Consider the following 16,378-nt stretch of genomic DNA (forward strand, 5'->3'; position numbering starts at 1 on the left):
GGTCGGGGGACGCGGTTTCGGCGACGGCTGGGGCCGCGTTTCCTTTGGGGACGGGGCGCGTAGCATGAAGGCATGAGCGACCCCTTGCTGCGCAAAATCAGCGAGGAAGACTACCTCCGCACCGAGGAAACCAGCCCGGTCAGGCGGGAGACGTGGACGGCTTCGTCTAAGCCCAGGCCGGAGCGAGCCTGCCGCACAACCGCATCGCCACCAACATTCAGGCTGTCCTTATTCCCGCGGCCAGAGGGCAGGACTGCTGGTCCTACTCGAGTGCTATGAAAGTGCGGGTCAGTCGCCCCGGACAGCTCCGTTACTGTTACCCCGATATCGTCGTGGTCTGTGAACCGCACGAGAACCTGAGCCAGGCCGAGACCCGCCCCTGCCTGGTCGTGGAAATCCTGAGCCAGTCCACGCGGCAGGTGGACATGACCTACAAGGCGCAGGACTACCTGAGCCTGCCGAGCCTTCAGGGCTACCTGCTCGTGGACAGTGAAAACCGGGCCGCCGAACTGTACAGGCGTCTTCCCCACGACTGGACCGTGGAAGCCGTGCAGGACGAGGTGACGTTGCCCTGCCTGACCATTCCCCTCTCGCTGAACCCGTCTACGCGGGTATCACGCTCTAGCCGCCCAACAAAGGGGAAGGGCCACCCGGCAGACTGGGTGGCCCTTCCTGCTTTTGCGGGGCGTCAGGCTTACGCCTTCACTTCACCCTGGCTGCGCTCCATGATGCTCCGCAGCACGGTCTGGAGGATGCCGCCGTTCTTGTAGTAGTCGATCTCGACCGGCGTGTCGATGCGGCACTGCACAGTGACGTCGCGGCTCTGGCCGTCCTTGCCGGTCACGCGCAGCGTCACGTCCTGACGGGGCTTCAGGTCCTGGGGCAGCAGGACATCGAACATCTCGTCACCCACGATGCCCAGGCTGTCGGCGGTGTCGCCGTTCTTGTACTGGAGGGGAAGCACGCCCATGCCGACGAGGTTGGAGCGGTGGATGCGCTCGAAGCTCTCGGCCACGACCGCCTTCACGCCCAGCAGGAAGGTGCCCTTGGCGGCCCAGTCACGTGACGACCCCATGCCGTAGTCCTTGCCTGCAAAGACGAGGAGCGGGATGTTCTGCGCCTTGTAGTTCTGGGCCGCGTCGAAGATGGAGGTCACCTGGCCGTCCGTGTAGTCGGTGGTGAAGCCGCCCTCGGTGCCGGGCGCGAGCTGGTTTTTGAGGCGGATGTTGGCAAAGGTGCCGCGCGTCATGATGCGGTCGTTGCCCCTTCGGCTGCCGTAGGAGTTGAAGTCCTTGGGCGCAATGCCGCGCTCCAGCAGGTACTTGCCGGCGGGGGTATCGGACTTGAACGACCCGGCCGGGCTGATGTGGTCAGTGGTCACCGAGTCACCGACCTTGACCAGCGCGCGCGCGCCCTCGATGCTCACAATGTCGCTGGGGCCGCCCGCCAGATTCTCGAAGAAGGGCGGGTTCTGGATGTAGGTGGATTCGGGGTTCCAGTTGTACAGCGCGCCCTCGCTGACCGGAATGGCGTTCCAGTCGGCATTGCTCTTCTCGATGCCGTCGTAGACGCGCCGGAACATCTCGGCGTTGATGGCCTGGTCCATGATGGTCTGGATTTCGGCGCTGGTGGGCCACAGGTCGCGCAGGTACACGGGCTGGCCGTCCGCGTCAGTGGCGATGGGGTCGTTCACGATGTCGTTCACGACGGTCCCGGCCAGGGCGTAGGCCACGACCAGGGGCGGCGAGGCGAGGTAGTTCGCCTTGATGTGGGGGTTCACGCGGCCCTCGAAGTTGCGGTTGCCCGACAGCACCGACGCGGCCACCAGGTCGCCTTCCTGAATCGCCTGCACGACAGGTTCGGGCAGCGGGCCGGAGTTGCCGATGCAGGTCATGCAGCCGTAACCCACCGTGTTGAAGCCGATCTGGTCGAGGTAGGTCTGGAGGCCCGCGTTTTCCAGATACTCGGTCACCACGCGGCTGCCGGGGGCCAGCGAGGTCTTGACCCAGGGCTTGGGCTTCAGGCCCTTCTCCACGGCCTTCTTGGCGACCAGACCCGCCGCGATCAGCACGCTGGGGTTGGAGGTGTTGGTGCAGGAGGTGATCGAGGCCAGCGTCACCGCGCCGTGTCCGATCCGGATGTCGGTGCCGCCGATGGTGCCCTGGGCGTCCAGTTGGTCCGCGGGCAGCTCGAAACCGCGCGCCTTGATGGGGGCCGTCAGCGCCTCGGCAAAGACGGTGTGCATGTCCGTGAGGTTCACGCGGTCCTGCGGGCGCTTGGGACCGGCGAGGCTGGGCACGATGGTCGAGAGGTCGAGTTCGATGGTGTCGGTAAAGACCGGGTCGGGCGTCTCGTCGGTGCGGAACATGCCTTGGGCCTTGTAATACGCCTCGACCAGCTCGATCTCGTCTTCCAGGCGGCCCGTGCGGCGCAGGTAACGCAGCGCCTCGTCGTCGACCGGGAAAAAGCCCATCGTCGCGCCGTACTCGGGGGCCATGTTGGCGATGGTCGCGCGGTCGGGGAGGGTCATGTTGGAAAGGCCCGCGCCGTAGAACTCCACGAACTTGCCCACCACGCCCTTCTGGCGCAGCATCTCGGTCACGCGCAGCGCGAGGTCGGTCGCGGTCGCGCCGCCGGGCATCGCGCCCGTGATCTTGAAGCCGATGACTTCGGGCATCAGCATGTAGATGGGCTGGCCCAGCATCACGGCCTCGGCCTCGATACCGCCGACGCCCCAGCCCACGATGCCCAGGCCGTTGATCATGGTGGTGTGGGAGTCGGTGCCGACGAGGCTGTCGGGGTACACGACCACACCGTCGTCCTCGGGGCGACTCTGCACGCCTTTGGCGAGATATTCGAGGTTGACCTGGTGGACGATCCCCGAGGCGGGCGGCACCACGCCGAAGTTGTCGAAGGCCTGCTGGCCCCAGCGCAGGAACTCGTAGCGTTCGCGGTTGCGCTCGAACTCCAGCGCCATGTTGTTGGCGAGCGCAAAGTCGGTGCCGAACTCGTCCACCTGCACCGAGTGGTCGATCACGAGGTCCACCGGAATCAGGGGGTTGATCTTGTTGGGGTCGCCGCCCAGGGCCACCATCGCGCTTCTCATCGCCGCGAGGTCCACGACGGCGGGCACGCCGGTGAAGTCCTGAAGGATCACGCGGGCGGGCTTGAAGGGAATCTCGATCTCCTCGTTGACGGGCTTCCAGCCTGCCACGGCGCGCACGTCTTCCTGACGCACGTCGTAGTCGTTGGCCTCGCGCAGCACGCTTTCGAGCAGCACCTTCACGCTGAAGGGCAGGCGGCTGATGTCGGTCCCCTGCTCCTGGAGCTTGTTGAGGTTGTAGTAATACAGGGTCTGGCCGGCTTTGGTGGTGAGCGTGTCGCGCGCACCGAACAGGTTCATCGCCATGTCTGGGTTCCTCCTTGCCCCGCAGGGGCAACCCGCGTCGGCGGGGTTGATGCGTCTATCATAAGCCGCCCCGCGCTGGGCGCACCCCGTTACTGCCCGAGGCACGCCGTTACCACTTTGGGGACAACAAATGCGGGGGGCTCCCACGGCCCCTTCAGGCTCAGCATGGCCCCGCCGGCCTGCTTCTGGTTCAGGATGGGAGCCATGCCCGGTCCCCTGCATGGTCTGACGGTCCTGAGTCTCGCGCTGAACCTGCCCGGCCCGCTGGCTGCCGCCGCGCTGCGGGACGACGGCGCGCGGTTGGTGAAGATTCAGCCGCCCGGCGGGGACCCCTTCGAGCAGTTCGCGCCGCAGTGGTACGCGGCGCTGACGCGGGACGTGGCGCTGCACACCCTCGACCTCAAGACGCCGGGGGGCCACGCAGCGCTACACGCCTTGCTGGCGGGCACGGACCTGCTGCTGACCAGCAGCCGTCCGGCGGCCCTGGCCCGGCTGGGGCTGGACGGCCCGGCGCTGGAGGCCGCGTATCCCCGGCTCTGCCGCGTCCTGATCGTGGGCGATTCCCGGGACCCGAATACACCCGGCCACGACCTGACCTATCAGGCTGAGGCGGGCCTGCTGGACCCGACCCGGCCCACCATGCCGCGCACGCTGCTGGCCGACATTCTGGGGGGACGCGATGCCTACGCGGCGGCCCTGGCCCTGCTGCTGGGGCGGGAGCGCGGGGGACAGGAACGGGAGCGGGTGGTGGGCCTGGCGGACGCGGCGAACCGGGCCGCCCTCCCGCTGCGGCACGGGCTGACCGCTCCCGGCGGGCTGCTGTCGGGCGCGTCCCCGGTCTACCGCCTGTACGCCACTGCGGACGGGACGGTCGCCCTCGCCGCCCTGGAAGAGCATTTCGCGCGGCGGTGGCTGGCCCTGACCGGCCCCGACCCGGAGGCCGCCGTGCGGGCACACCCCACCGCCTACTGGCTGGCGCTGGCGCTGGAACACGACCTGCCGCTCAGCGAGGTGCGGGCCGGACCGGGTTGAGCCGGACCCGGTATTCCCACTGTTCCGCCCGGGATGCGGCGTTGAGTTGGGGGCATGGACAGGGTAGACTGCGCTTATTGAGAATCATTCGCAATAAGCAATGATGAAGCCCCATTCGCCCTGACCCCGGAGGCCCCATGACCCTTCCCCTGACCTCTCCCCGGCAGGAGGCACCGGCCTCCGCCCGCTTTCGACCCGACCCCGGCCTGCGCCGGGCCATGCTGCTGACGGCCCTGACCCTGGTGGGACTGGGGCTGGGGCTGGTGGGCCAGCACTTGCTCGGCAGTCCGGCCCTGGCCTGGGGTGGCTTTGCCCTGGCGTATCTGGCCGGGGGCGTGCCCGCCGCGCGGGAAGCCCTGCACACGCTGACGCACGAGCGCAAGCTGGACGTGGACCTGCTGATGGTCCTCGCGGCGCTGGCGGCGGCCAGCATCGGGCAGGCGGCGGACGGCGCGGTGCTGCTGTTTCTGTTCAGCCTGAGCAATACCCTCCAGGACTGGGCGCTGGGCCGGACCAGGGGCGCGGTCCAGGCGCTGATGAACCTCAACCCCCAGGGAGCCACCGTGCGCCGGGACGGTGTGGAGCGGTGGTGCGCGCTGAACGACATCCGCGTCGGGGACCAGCTGGTGGTGCGGCCCGGCGAGCGGATCGCCGCCGACGCCCGGGTGGTGCGGGGCCAGACCAGCGTGGACGAGTCGCCCATCACCGGGGAGAGCGTGCCGGTGGACAAGGCGCCCGGCGCGGCCCTCGCCAGCGGCACCGTGAACCTGAACGGCAGCGTGGAGGCCGAGGTGCTGCGGCCCGCCGGGGAAAGCACGCTGGCGCGGCTGGTGGCCCTGATGGAGCAGGCCCAGACCCAGAAAAGCCGCGCGGAGACGCTGGGCGAGAAGTGGGAAAGCCCCTACGCGACGCTGGTGCTGCTGAGTGTGCCCGCCGTGTTCCTGGGGCTGCGGTACGCCTTCGGCCTGCCCGCCGATACCGCGTGGTACCGCGCGATCTCCTTCATGGTGGTCGCCAGCCCCTGCGCGGTGGTGATCTCCACGCCCGCCGTGATGCTCAGCGCGATGGCCGCCGCCGCCCGCGCCGGGGTGCTGTTCAAGAGCAGCGCCGCGCTGGAGGCGCTCTCTCACGTGCAGACCGTGGCCTTCGACAAGACCGGCACGCTGACGCAGGCGCAGATGACGCTGACGGAGGTGGTGGCGGACGACGAACGCGCCGCTCTGACCCTGGCCGCCGGGCTGGAGGCCCACAGCGAACATCCCATCGCGCGGGCCGTCGTGACGGCGGCGCAGGTGCGCGGGCTGGCCCCGCTGCCGCTGACGGACGCACAGGCGGTCCCCGGCCACGGCATCGTGGCGCTGACCCCGGACGGCGAGCGGGCCTGGGCCGGAAACCGCCGCCTGGCGGCGCGGGAAGGAGCCGGACTGACCGCCGCGCAGGAAACCGCGCTGGACGAACTGGCCCGCCGGGGCAGCAGCAGCGTGATCGTGGGGCGGGGGCCGCGTGTGCTGGGCGTGCTCGGGGTGGCCGATGCCCTGCGCCCCGGCATCGGCCAGGCCCTTGCCCGGCTGCGAGGCAGCGGCGTGCCCCATCTGGTGATGCTGACCGGCGACCGGCGCGAGGTGGCCGAGACGGTGGCCCGCGAGGTCGGCGTGAACGAGACGCACGCCGAGCTACTGCCGGAAGACAAATTGCGGATCATCGGGGAGCTGCCCGCACCCGCCGCGATGGTGGGCGACGGCGTGAACGACGCGCCCGCCCTGGCCCGCGCCGACCTGGGCGTGGCGGTCGCCAGCGGCACCGACGTCGCCATCGAGAGCGCCGACGTGGTGCTGATGCAAAACGACCTGGAGAAGCTGGCGGGAGCGGTGCGGCTGGCGAGGGCGGCGCGGCGCACGGTCACGCTGAATCTGACCTTCGCCTTCGGGGTGATCCTGCTGATCGCGCCGCTGGCGGTGGCGGGCCGGGTGCCGCTGCCGCTGGGCGTCCTGGCGCACGAGGGCGGCACGGTATTCGTGGTGTTCATGGGGCTGCGGCTGCTGCGCTTCCGGGTGTGAGGGGCGATTCCTAAAGCCTCTCCGCCCTTCCCCAACCCTTCTCCCACCTCGCGGGAGGGTAGGCTGAAACCTCAAATCCCACCGTTCAGGGAGGTTCACCTATGAGTGAGGACAAGCCCCAGCCGCCGCAGGACCGCAGCCCGCAGGGCGGTGCCAAGGACACCGACGATCTCAGCGACATCAAGGACGTGCAGCGGCCCGGCATGGCCGAGAAGGCCCGGCAGGTGGAGCAGACGCCCAAAGATGTGACCGGCGAGCACGACGCTCTCCAGCCGCAGAACCAGCGCCGCTGAGCGCCCAGAGGAGCCGACATGAGCGAGGGCAACCCCGGAACCGGACCGCAGGACAACGTGCCGCAGGAACAGGTGCAGACCAACGCCAACTGGGACACGGGCGGCGAGAAGACCCCCAGCCAGGGCAAGCAGGACCGTTACTGGGACCAGACCAGCGACAGCAACCGGGACGCCGGGGCGGGAACGGCGGTCACGGCCGATGACCAGCCCGGCGATCAGAGCGTCACCGGTGCCCAGGACCGCAACCCCAGCACCTACGGCGGTATGGGGGAGGGCCTCCCGGCCAGCGGGGCCACCACCAGCCCCGACAAGACGGTGGACGGCGAGCAGGGCAGCTGACCCCGCAAGGGGCAGGGGGCGGAGGCCACGCAGGCCCCGCCCCCTTGCGCTTCATGTTCCGGGAAACTCGATCAGCACGTGCTCGGCGCTGAAGCCCGGTCCCATCGCGCTGAGCAGGCCGCGCCCGGAGGGTCGGAGCTTCAGCACTTCCTCCAGCACGAACAGCACGGTCACGCTGCTCATGTTGCCATGTGCGGCCAGCACGCGGCGGCTGGCGTCCAGCGCCCCTTCCGGCAGGCCCAGCGCTTCCTCGTAGGCGGAAACCACCTTCGCGCCGCCGGGATGAACGACGAACGTCCCGATGTCCCCGCGTGACCAGCCCTGCCCGGTGACGGCCTCGGTGACGTTTTCCTGCATCATCGAGCGCACCAGGGTGGGGATATCGCGGGAAAAGCGGACCTTGAGGCCGTCGTCGATCACGTCCCAGCCCATGATGTCCTCAGAATCCTCGATCAGGGTGGAAAAGCTGCCGTGCAGGGCCAGCAGCGGGGGCGGGCCGGGCACGTCGGGAGCCGTCACGACCAGCGCCGCGCCGCCGTCCGAGAAGAGCGCCGTGCCCACGAAGTTGCTCTTGGACTCGTCGCCCGCCACCAGGGTCACGCTGCACAGCTCGACCGCCACGTACAGCACCCGCCGGTGCCCCGCCCGAACCAAGTCCGCTGCCCGCGCGAGGCCCGCCGCACCCCCCGCACAGCCCAGGCCCCACACCGGCAGCCGCGCCGCGTGGCGGTTGAGGCCCAGCGCGCCGATCAGGTAAGCGTCCAGGCTGGGGGCACTGATGCCGCTGGTGTTCACCACCACGACGGCGTCCACGTCGGCGGGCGCCACCTCGGCCCGCGCCAGGGCCTCGCGCGCCAGGCGCAGGGTCAGGGCGCGCGCTTCCTCGACGAAGACGGCGTTCTTCTCCCCGAACCCACGTTCTTGCTGATACCACTCCAGCGGGCGGGCCAGCGCGCGCGACTCGATCAGGGCGTTGTCGAACACGTCGAGCATGTGGGCGCGGGCCGCCATGCGCGGAAAGAGGGTGCGGGCCGCCTCGCGCACCTCGGCCTGCGGGGCGCGGTAGGGCGGGTTCCCGGTGACCAGGGAACGCACGACGGGGTCAGAAAGCATGGGGCATTCTCTCCCCTTCCCCCCGGCACACCGTGCGGGAAGGCACGGTGGACCTGACGCTTCCTTTACCTCCGGAAACATGGACCTCCGCAAAAGCCAGGATGGCGGGGCGGCGGCCCCACCCCCAGCGGGTCCCCCGGCGGCCCTCAGTCCTGCGGGGCTTGCTGCCGCTCCCATTCCTCGCGCCCCACCGCGTCCAGCGCGCGGAAGTCCTCGTCGGTGAGGTGCAGGGCGGCAGCGGCCACGTTTTCCTCCAGGTGCCGCACCTTGCCGGTGCCGGGAATGGGCAGCATCACGGAGCTGCGCCGCAGCACCCAGGCGAGCGCCACTTGCGAGGGGCTGGCCCCCAGCCGGGCGGCCACGTCAGCCAGCACGCTGCCGTCCCGCGCCAGGCTGCCCGCCGCGAGCGGGAACCAGGGCAGGAACCCGATCCCCTCACGCCCGCAGTAGTCCAGTACGGCCTCGGACTTGCGGTTGACCAGGTTGTAGAGGTTCTGAACGGTCGCCACCGGGAACACGCGGCGGGCGGCCTCGATCTCCTCGGTGGTCACCTCGCTGAGGCCCGCGTGGCGGATCACGCCCCGGTCCATCAGCTCGCGGACGGCACCGAACTGCTCGTCGCGGGGCACCTGCGGGTCGATGCGGTGCAGTTGCCACAGGTCGATGCGGTCCACACCCAGGCGGCGGCGCGACAGCTCCGCCTGCTGAATCAGGTATTCCGGGCGGCCACACGGCGGCCAGACGTTCGGCCCGGTGCGGGTCAGGCCGCCCTTGGTGGCAATGACCACCGTGTCGTAGGGGTGCAGCGCCTCGCGGATCAGTTCCTCGCTGACGGCGGGGCCGTAAGAGTCGGCGGTGTCGATCAGGTTGACGCCGAGTTCGGGCAGGCGGCGCAGGGTGGCGAGCGCGCCGTCCACGTCCGCCGGATCGCCCCAGATACCTTCACCGGTAATCCGCATCGCGCCGAAGCCCAGGCGGTTGACCATCAGGTCGCCGCCGATGGCGAAGGTGCCGCTCTGGGCCGCGTTCAGGGTGGTGATGTTGGTCATGTCCTCTCCTCCACCGCGCATTCTGACGGCCCGGCTGTGAGGGAAGGGTGGCGGGGCGAAGCGAGAGCACTACAGCGTCCCTTCATCTGTGGCCGCCCGGCAGGGAGAAGGGGGCACTCCAAACCACGAACGGCGTCTTCGGAAACCCGTCCGCCACATGAAACAGTTGCCATCTCGACTTCACCCCGTAGGTTCCGGCAGGCAGCTCCGCCAGGTTCCATTCCAGCCTGTTCCGCAACACGGCGGCCCTGGCATGCGGGGCGACGCGGATCGTCACGTACCTCGCCTGGCAGGCGGCATCTGGAGAAGGGGAATGCCGCACTTCCTGTCCTGCCGCATTCACCAGCCACAGGTCGAGCAGACACGCGTGCGCCGCCACAAAGGGCCGGTTCGTGGCGTTCTCCAGGAAATACCGATAGAACAGCGTGTTCCCTGTGCGCTCCACCTTCAGCGAAGCGCGCAGCATCGTCCGACTTTCCCCCGCCCAACTCCCCAGTCTGCATGCCAACGCGGCCAGCGCCAGTCCCTGCGCCACCCTCAGCCCTCGACCTCCGGCACATCGCAGGTCTCGCGGCTCACGAACTGCCCCAGCCGTTTGCGGTGACGGCTGCTCCAGTCGATGGTGGGGCGTTTCTCGCCTTCCGGCAGGTAGCCCAGGCGGTACACGGCCATCAGTTCGAGGTCGTCGGGCACGCGCAGCAGGTCGCGGATCGCCTGCCAGCGGTGCGGCAACTCCATCGGCGTGCTGATGAACTGGATGCCCATGCCCAGTGCGCCGACCGTGTTCCAGATGTTCTCGATGGCCGCGCCCAGGCCGAACACGCTGTAAAAGCCGCTGAGTTCGCCGGGGCGGTACTCGGTGCGGTCCAGCAGCGCGGCCAGCAGCAGCGGACTGCCCGCGACCAGCCTGCGGTTGTCCTCGCCCAGTTTCTTCGGCACGCCGAGCTGCCGCATCAGTTTCAGGCCGGCGTCCGAAAAGACCTGCCGCGTGAAGGGCCGCAGCGGTCCCGGCAGGTGGTCGATATGAATGCCGTCGCGCCGGGCGTCCATCTCGGCCGCACTGAAGCGGAAGTAGCGGCGGTAGCGCTCGAAGAACACGCCCGCCTCGATCAGCTCGGTCATGCTCGCGCCGGAGATGTCGGCCACCTGGGCGATGGTCTGGGGCTGCTCGACCAGCACGAAGCGCCAGGGCTGGCTGTTGAAGTGGCTGGGGGCCGCCTGCGCCACCCGCATCAGCAGATGCTGGTGTTCGCGGCGGACCGGGTCCGGCAGAAAGGGACCGTTGGTGGTGCGGCGGGCCAGTATCCCCTCGATCAGCGGGACTTGGGAAGGGTTCACGCGGGCAGGCTAGCAGGCCGGGGGTTAGCGCAGGGAGGACAGAAAGGCCAGCAGCGCCTGCCAGTACGGCTCCGGGGCGGCATTGCCCAGCGAGGTCAGGGCCGAGGCGCCATGCGGTCCCGCGCGCGGCACGAACTGCGTTTTTTGCGGACTCGCCACCGCCCGCAGGACGGCGCGGGCCGCCTCGATCTCAGTGGCCGAGCCGGCGGAGGTCACGAAGACGGGCACCTTCACGCGGGGCGCGGCCTTCAGCACGCTGTCCTCAGGGGTGGGCGAGAACGCCATCACGGCCCGCACGTCCTGCGGATGCTCGGCGGCCAGCCGGAACACCAGATTGGCGCTGTAGCTGCTGCCCAGCACCAGCACCCTGCGGCCCGGCGCCGCGGCTTTGGCCCACTTCAGGGCCGCCTCCAGGTCGGGATACGCCTGCTCGAACCCCGCCGTGGTCCCGGTCTTTTTCTCGTAGGCCTCGGCAGTCAGGTTCCGTTCGTCTCCGGCCTGGGTGGCGTGGCCGCTGCGGGCATCGACCGCGAGCGTGCCGAACCCCGCCCGGTTCAGCCGCGGCGTGACCTCACGGTACTCGCTCTTGTTGCTGTCGGCCTGGTGAAACAGCAGGATCAGGGGCGCACCCGCTGGGCCGGGCCGGTACTGCGCCGCGACGGGCAGGCCGTCGGCGGCCCGGAACGTGACCAGTCCGGGCTGGGCCTGTCTCGGTTGGGCCTGCGCGGCCTCGCCCACGTCGCCCGCTCCCAGGGCCGCCACCAGCACCAGCGCAAGATGTCGCATACCCCGACGGTAAGCCTAAGCTGGGTGACATGGACAGCGGCCCATCATGCAGCGCCCAGGCGCACGAACCGGTGGTCGTCAGGAGCGCGGCGGCGGCCCAGCTGCTGCTCGACCCCGACGCGCGCCGGGTGCTGAAGCCCTTTTTCGGCTCAGGGGCCACCGTGACGCAGGCGGCGCGGGCGCTGGGTCTGAAACCGAATACCCTGCTGCGCCAGGTGCAGAGGCTGGTGGCCCTGGGCCTGCTGCACGTCAGCGGCGAGGAGCGGCGGGCGGGGCGGGCCATCAAACACTACCGGGTGACGGGCGAGGACTTCTTCGTCCCCTTTCACGTGACGGACGCCCTGACCCTCGAAGACCTGCTGATGAGGGCGGTGGAGGAACCCAATCGCCTGATTGCGCGTTCGCTGGCGCGCCTCTGCGGCGCGCAGTCGCCGCGCCTGGGCTATCTGGTCACGCGGCTGCCGTCCGGGCGGATCGCCCACGACCTGAGTCTGGACGGCGCGGCGGCGGCCGCTCCCCTGGCGATGGAGCGGCCCTGGCTGCGGGACGGCCGGACGCTGCGGCTGACCCAGGGCCGCGCCCGCGAGTTCATGCGCGAGCTGGGCGCGCTGCTGGACCGCTACGACGACCCGGCGGGCGACCCCCACTTGGCCTTCGTGGCCGTAGCACCGCTGCGCTGAAAGAGGCCGCTTCCCCCGGCCCCGACCTACCAGGCCCCCCACAGGCCCAGCCCGAACGCCGCCGCACATACCAGCGCCAGCCGCCAGTGGTCCGCCCGTCCGGGCCGGGTGCGCGGCATCAGCAGCAGCAGGGCCAGCGCGGGCAGCAGCGCCCAGCCCCGCGCGCCCGCCCACGCGCTGAGGCCCGCCGAGAGCAGCACCCCCACGCACACCGCGAAAAACAGAGCATGGTGCGGCCAGCGGGCCAGCCGTGCCCCCGGGGCACCGCGCCGCCCGCCCACCTGCAACCTCAGGCCCAGCAGCAGCAGCAGGGCCAGCAGCGCGGCGGTCACGAGCAGGGCAAGGTGGGCGGCCAGGGGAACCACGCCCGCCATGCTCGCACACCGCCCCCCCATTTCGCGCCGACTCCGGGCGTATCGTGCAGGCCATGAACCGCCTGCCCGCCGCCGTCCTGATGCTCGCCGCGCTGCTGGGTCCGGGGCTGACCGGCTGCGGCCCCCGCGCGGAACCCGACCTGACGGCCCGCGTGCTGTTCACGGCCAGCGGCAGCTACGACGCCCGGGCCGACGTGCGGGAGCGGACCGGGGGCGGCCTGCGCCGGGTGGTGTGGCAGAGCCGCCCGCCCCTCCCCGCCGGGGCCGTCACGGTGCGCTATGACGGCGACGCCCGCACGCTCGCCTGGGACATGCGGGTGCAAGCCCCCCAGTTCAGCGCCCGCAGCCTCGCGGGGGAGGACGCCCGGACCGTGCAGACCCCGGCGGGCGAGGGGCTGCGGCCTACCGGAGGCCGTCTGGCCGAGGTGCTGATTCTGCCCACGCCCGAAGGGCTGCGCCTGCTGACGCGCGGCTACGCCACCCAGCAGGAACCGGCGCTGCTGCCCGCCTTCGGGGGGCGGTAAACAGCGGGCCAGCCCGGGCCGTCTCGTGATCGGCCCGGGCTGGGATGTTGACTGCTGCTCTCGGTGGAGCCGCGAGGTCAGACGGCTTCCGTCCGATTCCTTCTCGCGTCCACCTGGATTGAATCACCCCGTCAACACTTCAATGTCAACGCGTCAATCGGAGTTCGTCTCAGACCCGCGCGGGCACCTTCAGCAGCGGGGCGAGCGCCTCGGCAAAGCGGTCGTACCCGGCGAAGTCGAGTTGCTGTTCGTTGTCGCTGAGCGCCGTGGCGGGGCTAGGGTGGACCTCGACGTGAATGCCGTCCGCGCCGACGGCGAGCGCGGCCTTGGCGAGCGGAATCAGCAGGTCCCGGCGTCCGGCGGCGTGCGTCACGTCCACGATGACGGGCAGGTGCGTTTCCTGCTTGGCGAGGGCCACCGCCGAGAGGTCGAGCGTGTTGCGCGTCCACTTCTCGAAGGTGCGGATGCCGCGCTCACACAGAATCACTTCCGGGTTGCCTTCCGAGAGGATGTATTCGGCGGCGTAGAGCCATTCCTCGATGGTGGCGCTGAGGCCGCGCTTGAGCAGCACCGGGCGGCGCGCGCGACCCACCTCGCGCAGCAGGGCGAAGTTATGCATGTTGCGTGCGCCCACCTGCAGGATGTCGGCGTGCTCGGCCACGACCTCCACGTCGCGGGTGTCCATCACCTCGGTCACGAAGAGCATGCCGTTCTCGCGCGCCGCCCGCCCGCCGATAATCAGGCCGTCCACGCCCATGCCCTGGAAGCCGTAGGGGCTGGTGCGGGGCTTGTAGGCACCGCCGCGCAGAATCCGCACGCCCTTTCCGGACAGGTAGCGCGCGGTTTCCTCCATCTGCTCGCCGGACTCGATGGAGCAAGGCCCGGCGATGATCACGGGCGGCGCACCCCCGCCGATCTGCACCCCGTCAATGTCCAGCATGGTGTCGTCGGGCTTGACCTTGCGCGACACCAGGAGCTGCTTTTTGTCGTTGCTCTCCTCGAGGTCCAGGCTGGCCTTGAAGATCTCCTTGAAGATGGCCTTGACGGCGGCGTTCGTGAAGGGGCCGGGGTTCAGGCGCTCCAGTTCGCGGAACTGCTGTTCCTCACGGGCGGGGTCGTAGTGCTGGGGACGGCCTTCCATCGACTTGGCGCGCCCGATCTGCGCGACCACTTCGCCGCGTTTCGAGAGCAGGGTGAGCAGGTCGCGGTTAATGGCATCGACTTCCGAGCGGAGGTCATCAATGCTGCGTTGGGGTGAAGTCATTGCGCCAGTGTAGGAAAGAGGTTCACCCCCCGCCCCCACACTGCTAGTCAATTGAAAAAAGCTGTCCAGGTTCGGCGGCCTCCGGGGAAGGGTCCTCCAGCGTGTTCACCATGTGCGCCGCGACCCGGGCCAGTGCCGCGTACAGTTCGCGGGCGTCGGCCTCCGCGATTTCGGGCGTCTCGCGCAGCGCCGCATTCATGCAGGCCAGCCAGGCGCGGCCCCGCGTGGGCGTGATGGGGTGCGGCAGGTGCCGGGCACGCAGGCGCGGGTGCCCGAAACGCTGGTGGTACAGCGGCGGTCCCCCCAGAAACCCGGTCAGGAAGGCGAGCTGCTTCTCGGCGGTCAGGGTGAGGTCGGTGGGAAAGATGGGCGCGAGGTCGGAGTCGGCGGCGACGCGGGTATAGAAGCGCGTGACCAGGGCCGCGAGCGCTTCCGGGCCGATGCGGTCATACAGGCTGCCGCCCTCGCGGAGTGGGATGGGGGCCGTCATGGGCGCAGGCTAGCGCGCGGGCTGAACCGGGACTGGAGCCGTCTCCCGGTTGCCCCCCCGGCCCAGCCCGTACAGGCCCAGCCCCACGCTCATCGCCGGGCCGCTGCCCAGCGCAAAGACCAGCGTGCCCCACCCCACCAGCCCGCCCAGCAACCACCCCAGCCCCAGCACGAGCAGTTCGGTGCCGGTGCGGACCCGCGCCACCGGCCAGCCGGTGACCCGGCTGAGGCCCAGCACCAGCCCGTCGCGCGGTCCCGCCCCCAGCCCTGCGGCGACATAGGTGCCGGTCGCCAGGCCCAGCAGCGCCACCCCCAGCACGAACTGCACCCAGCGGGCAGGCAGCGAGGCGGGATCGGGGACCAGCGGCCCCAGCAGGTCCAGAAACAGGCCGATCAGCAGCACGTTGATGACGGTGCCCGGCCCGATGCGCTCGCGCAGCCGCAGCGCCGTGAAGGCCGCGACCAGCACGCCCGTCAGGATGCTGACCAGGCCGATGCTGAGGGGCAGCTGCCGGGTCACGCCCAGGTGAAAGGCTTCCCAGGGGGCCAGGCCCACCCGCGCGTCGAGCATCAGGCGCAGGCTCAGGCCGTACAGAAAGAGGCCGGACACCAGCAGCCCGTACCGCCCCGCCAGCGGGAGGCGGGTCAGGGCGGCCAGGGGCGCGGAGCGGGACACGGGGCGAGGGTAGCACCCCCACGTCCGCCCTCCCCCGGCGGGGCGCGTCGGCACAGGTCGGGGCCGGCTGTGTCTGGGCTGGCTGTGTCTGGGCTGTAAGAGGCGCTGGCATACTGTGGCGGTATGTCCACCATCCCAGGAGCCTGCCAGACCTGCCGGACTCCGCCGGAACGCCCGCTGGCGCTCGCCATGGCCTTTCAGCCGATCGTCGATGTCCAGGCGCGTGAAATCTATGCCTACGAGGCGCTGGTGCGCGGGCCGGAGGGCCAGCCCGCCGGGTGGGTCTTCGAGCAGTTGCGGGACGGGGACATCTATCACTTCGACCAGGCCTGCCGCGTCACGGCCCTGCGGTCGGCGGCGCGGCTGGGGCTGCATCGCCAGGGCCTTCCGACCCGGCTGTCCATCAACATGCTGCCGAACGCCGTGTACGAACCGGCCAACTGCCTGCGGTCCACGCTCCGCACCGCGCAAGAGGTCGGCTTTCCCCTGGAGCGGCTGATGTTCGAGATCACCGAACACGAGCAGGTGGGCGATCAGGCCCACCTGCGCCGCATCATCGACACCTACCGGGCGTACGGTTTAACGACGGCCCTCGACGACTACGGCTCGGGCCACGCCGCCGCCGGGCTGCTGCTGGCGCTGCGTCCGGACGTGCTGAAGGTGGATATGGGCATCGTCCGGGGCGTGCATCAGGACGCCTGGCGCGAGGCCCTGATCCGGCACCTGACCCACTTCGGGCGGGAAACCGGCCTGCTGATGATCGCCGAGGGCATCGAAACCGTGGAGGAAGCCCGCTGCCTGCTGGCCCTGGGCATCACGCACATGCAGGGGTATTTCTTTGCCCGGCCAGGCTTCGAGTGCCTGCCGGAAGTGCCCGGCGAGGTGTTCGACCAGCTGGGCCGCTGACCTCCCGGGACCCGGGCACGGCGCTGCCGGGGTCACATCCTCTACACTG

Annotated in this window: 18 protein-coding genes; 8 read left to right on the forward strand and 10 right to left on the reverse strand. The window is 70.1% G+C overall.

Annotated elements, in window-relative coordinates:
• Positions 1 to 188: 188 nt before the first annotated feature.
• The gene (locus DEIPH_RS00545; RefSeq protein ID WP_081790697.1) at positions 189 to 770 is read left to right on the forward strand and encodes a Uma2 family endonuclease; all 582 of its coding nucleotides are present in this window, start codon (positions 189 to 191) and stop codon (positions 768 to 770) included.
• On the opposite strand, the gene acnA is transcribed toward DEIPH_RS00545, so the two are convergent.
• Entirely contained in the window at positions 695 to 3,409 is a 2,715-nt protein-coding gene (gene acnA / locus DEIPH_RS00550; protein ID WP_034352149.1) for an aconitate hydratase AcnA, read from the reverse strand. The two genes, DEIPH_RS00545 and acnA, sit on opposite strands and share 76 nt — an antisense overlap.
• A gap of 204 nt (positions 3,410 to 3,613) precedes the next feature.
• On the opposite strand from acnA, the gene DEIPH_RS00555 reads away from it, so the two are divergent.
• From DEIPH_RS00555 to DEIPH_RS00570, 4 genes are all read left to right on the forward strand, one after another.
• Positions 3,614 to 4,441 (forward strand): CoA transferase, encoded by an 828-nt coding sequence (locus DEIPH_RS00555; RefSeq protein WP_034352153.1) that lies wholly within the window; start codon positions 3,614 to 3,616, stop codon positions 4,439 to 4,441.
• A 137-nt stretch (positions 4,442 to 4,578) separates the two neighbouring features.
• A complete protein-coding gene (locus DEIPH_RS00560; protein ID WP_081790698.1) occupies positions 4,579 to 6,498 on the forward strand; it encodes a heavy metal translocating P-type ATPase in 1,920 nt (639 codons plus the stop codon).
• 101 nt (positions 6,499 to 6,599) lie between these two features.
• Positions 6,600 to 6,791 carry a hypothetical protein gene (locus tag DEIPH_RS00565; RefSeq protein WP_034352156.1) on the forward strand — a complete coding sequence of 64 codons (192 nt, stop codon included), beginning with the start codon at positions 6,600 to 6,602 and terminating at the stop codon, positions 6,789 to 6,791.
• An 18-nt stretch (positions 6,792 to 6,809) separates the two neighbouring features.
• Positions 6,810 to 7,130, forward strand: coding sequence for a hypothetical protein (locus DEIPH_RS00570; RefSeq protein ID WP_034352159.1), 321 nt, complete (start codon positions 6,810 to 6,812; stop codon positions 7,128 to 7,130).
• Between the two features lie 51 nt (positions 7,131 to 7,181).
• On the opposite strand, the gene DEIPH_RS00575 is transcribed toward DEIPH_RS00570, so the two are convergent.
• The 5 genes from DEIPH_RS00575 to DEIPH_RS00595 all read right to left on the reverse strand — a co-directional run bounded on the left by DEIPH_RS00575 (position 7,182) and on the right by DEIPH_RS00595 (position 11,416).
• Positions 7,182 to 8,243: a type III polyketide synthase gene (locus tag DEIPH_RS00575; protein ID WP_034352162.1), complete on the reverse strand. Its 1,062-nt coding sequence runs from the start codon at positions 8,241 to 8,243 to the stop codon at positions 7,182 to 7,184.
• 146 nt (positions 8,244 to 8,389) lie between these two features.
• Positions 8,390 to 9,292 (reverse strand): aldo/keto reductase, encoded by a 903-nt coding sequence (locus tag DEIPH_RS00580; protein ID WP_034352166.1) that lies wholly within the window; start codon positions 9,290 to 9,292, stop codon positions 8,390 to 8,392.
• 82 nt (positions 9,293 to 9,374) lie between these two features.
• A complete protein-coding gene (locus tag DEIPH_RS00585; RefSeq protein WP_034352169.1) occupies positions 9,375 to 9,758 on the reverse strand; it encodes a hypothetical protein in 384 nt (127 codons plus the stop codon).
• Between the two features lie 71 nt (positions 9,759 to 9,829).
• Entirely contained in the window at positions 9,830 to 10,630 is an 801-nt protein-coding gene (locus tag DEIPH_RS00590; RefSeq protein WP_034352171.1) for a nitroreductase family protein, read from the reverse strand.
• A gap of 24 nt (positions 10,631 to 10,654) precedes the next feature.
• Complete coding sequence (locus DEIPH_RS00595; RefSeq protein ID WP_081790699.1) at positions 10,655 to 11,416, reverse strand: alpha/beta hydrolase; 762 nt, start codon at positions 11,414 to 11,416, stop codon at positions 10,655 to 10,657.
• A 29-nt stretch (positions 11,417 to 11,445) separates the two neighbouring features.
• Between DEIPH_RS00595 and DEIPH_RS18535 the strand changes: the two genes are divergently transcribed.
• On the forward strand, positions 11,446 to 12,096 hold the full coding sequence (locus DEIPH_RS18535) for a winged helix-turn-helix domain-containing protein (RefSeq protein WP_152544716.1): 651 nt from the start codon (positions 11,446 to 11,448) through the stop codon (positions 12,094 to 12,096).
• A gap of 26 nt (positions 12,097 to 12,122) precedes the next feature.
• Here the strand turns inward: DEIPH_RS18535 and DEIPH_RS00605 are convergent, their stop codons facing one another.
• A complete protein-coding gene (locus tag DEIPH_RS00605) occupies positions 12,123 to 12,470 on the reverse strand; it encodes a hypothetical protein (protein ID WP_034352174.1) in 348 nt (115 codons plus the stop codon).
• 53 nt (positions 12,471 to 12,523) lie between these two features.
• Between DEIPH_RS00605 and DEIPH_RS00610 the strand changes: the two genes are divergently transcribed.
• Complete coding sequence (locus DEIPH_RS00610) at positions 12,524 to 12,994, forward strand: hypothetical protein (protein ID WP_034352178.1); 471 nt, start codon at positions 12,524 to 12,526, stop codon at positions 12,992 to 12,994.
• Between the two features lie 169 nt (positions 12,995 to 13,163).
• Here DEIPH_RS00610 and DEIPH_RS00615 read toward each other — a convergent pair whose 3' ends face one another.
• From DEIPH_RS00615 to DEIPH_RS00625, 3 genes are read right to left on the reverse strand one after another with little or no spacing between them, the layout of a single operon-like run.
• On the reverse strand, positions 13,164 to 14,258 hold the full coding sequence (locus tag DEIPH_RS00615; RefSeq protein WP_034352181.1) for a bifunctional 3-deoxy-7-phosphoheptulonate synthase/chorismate mutase: 1,095 nt from the start codon (positions 14,256 to 14,258) through the stop codon (positions 13,164 to 13,166).
• Between the two features lie 43 nt (positions 14,259 to 14,301).
• On the reverse strand, positions 14,302 to 14,748 hold the full coding sequence (locus tag DEIPH_RS00620) for a globin domain-containing protein (protein WP_034352183.1): 447 nt from the start codon (positions 14,746 to 14,748) through the stop codon (positions 14,302 to 14,304).
• A gap of 9 nt (positions 14,749 to 14,757) precedes the next feature.
• Positions 14,758 to 15,423 carry a YczE/YyaS/YitT family protein gene (locus DEIPH_RS00625; RefSeq protein WP_034352187.1) on the reverse strand — a complete coding sequence of 222 codons (666 nt, stop codon included), beginning with the start codon at positions 15,421 to 15,423 and terminating at the stop codon, positions 14,758 to 14,760.
• A 123-nt stretch (positions 15,424 to 15,546) separates the two neighbouring features.
• Here DEIPH_RS00625 and DEIPH_RS00630 point away from each other — a divergent pair, with 123 nt between their 5' ends.
• On the forward strand, positions 15,547 to 16,329 hold the full coding sequence (locus DEIPH_RS00630; protein WP_081790700.1) for an EAL domain-containing protein: 783 nt from the start codon (positions 15,547 to 15,549) through the stop codon (positions 16,327 to 16,329).
• Positions 16,330 to 16,378 lie beyond the last annotated feature (49 nt).

Origin of the sequence: Deinococcus phoenicis (assembly GCF_000599865.1) — a bacterium.
Lineage (GTDB): Bacteria > Deinococcota > Deinococci > Deinococcales > Deinococcaceae > Deinococcus > Deinococcus phoenicis.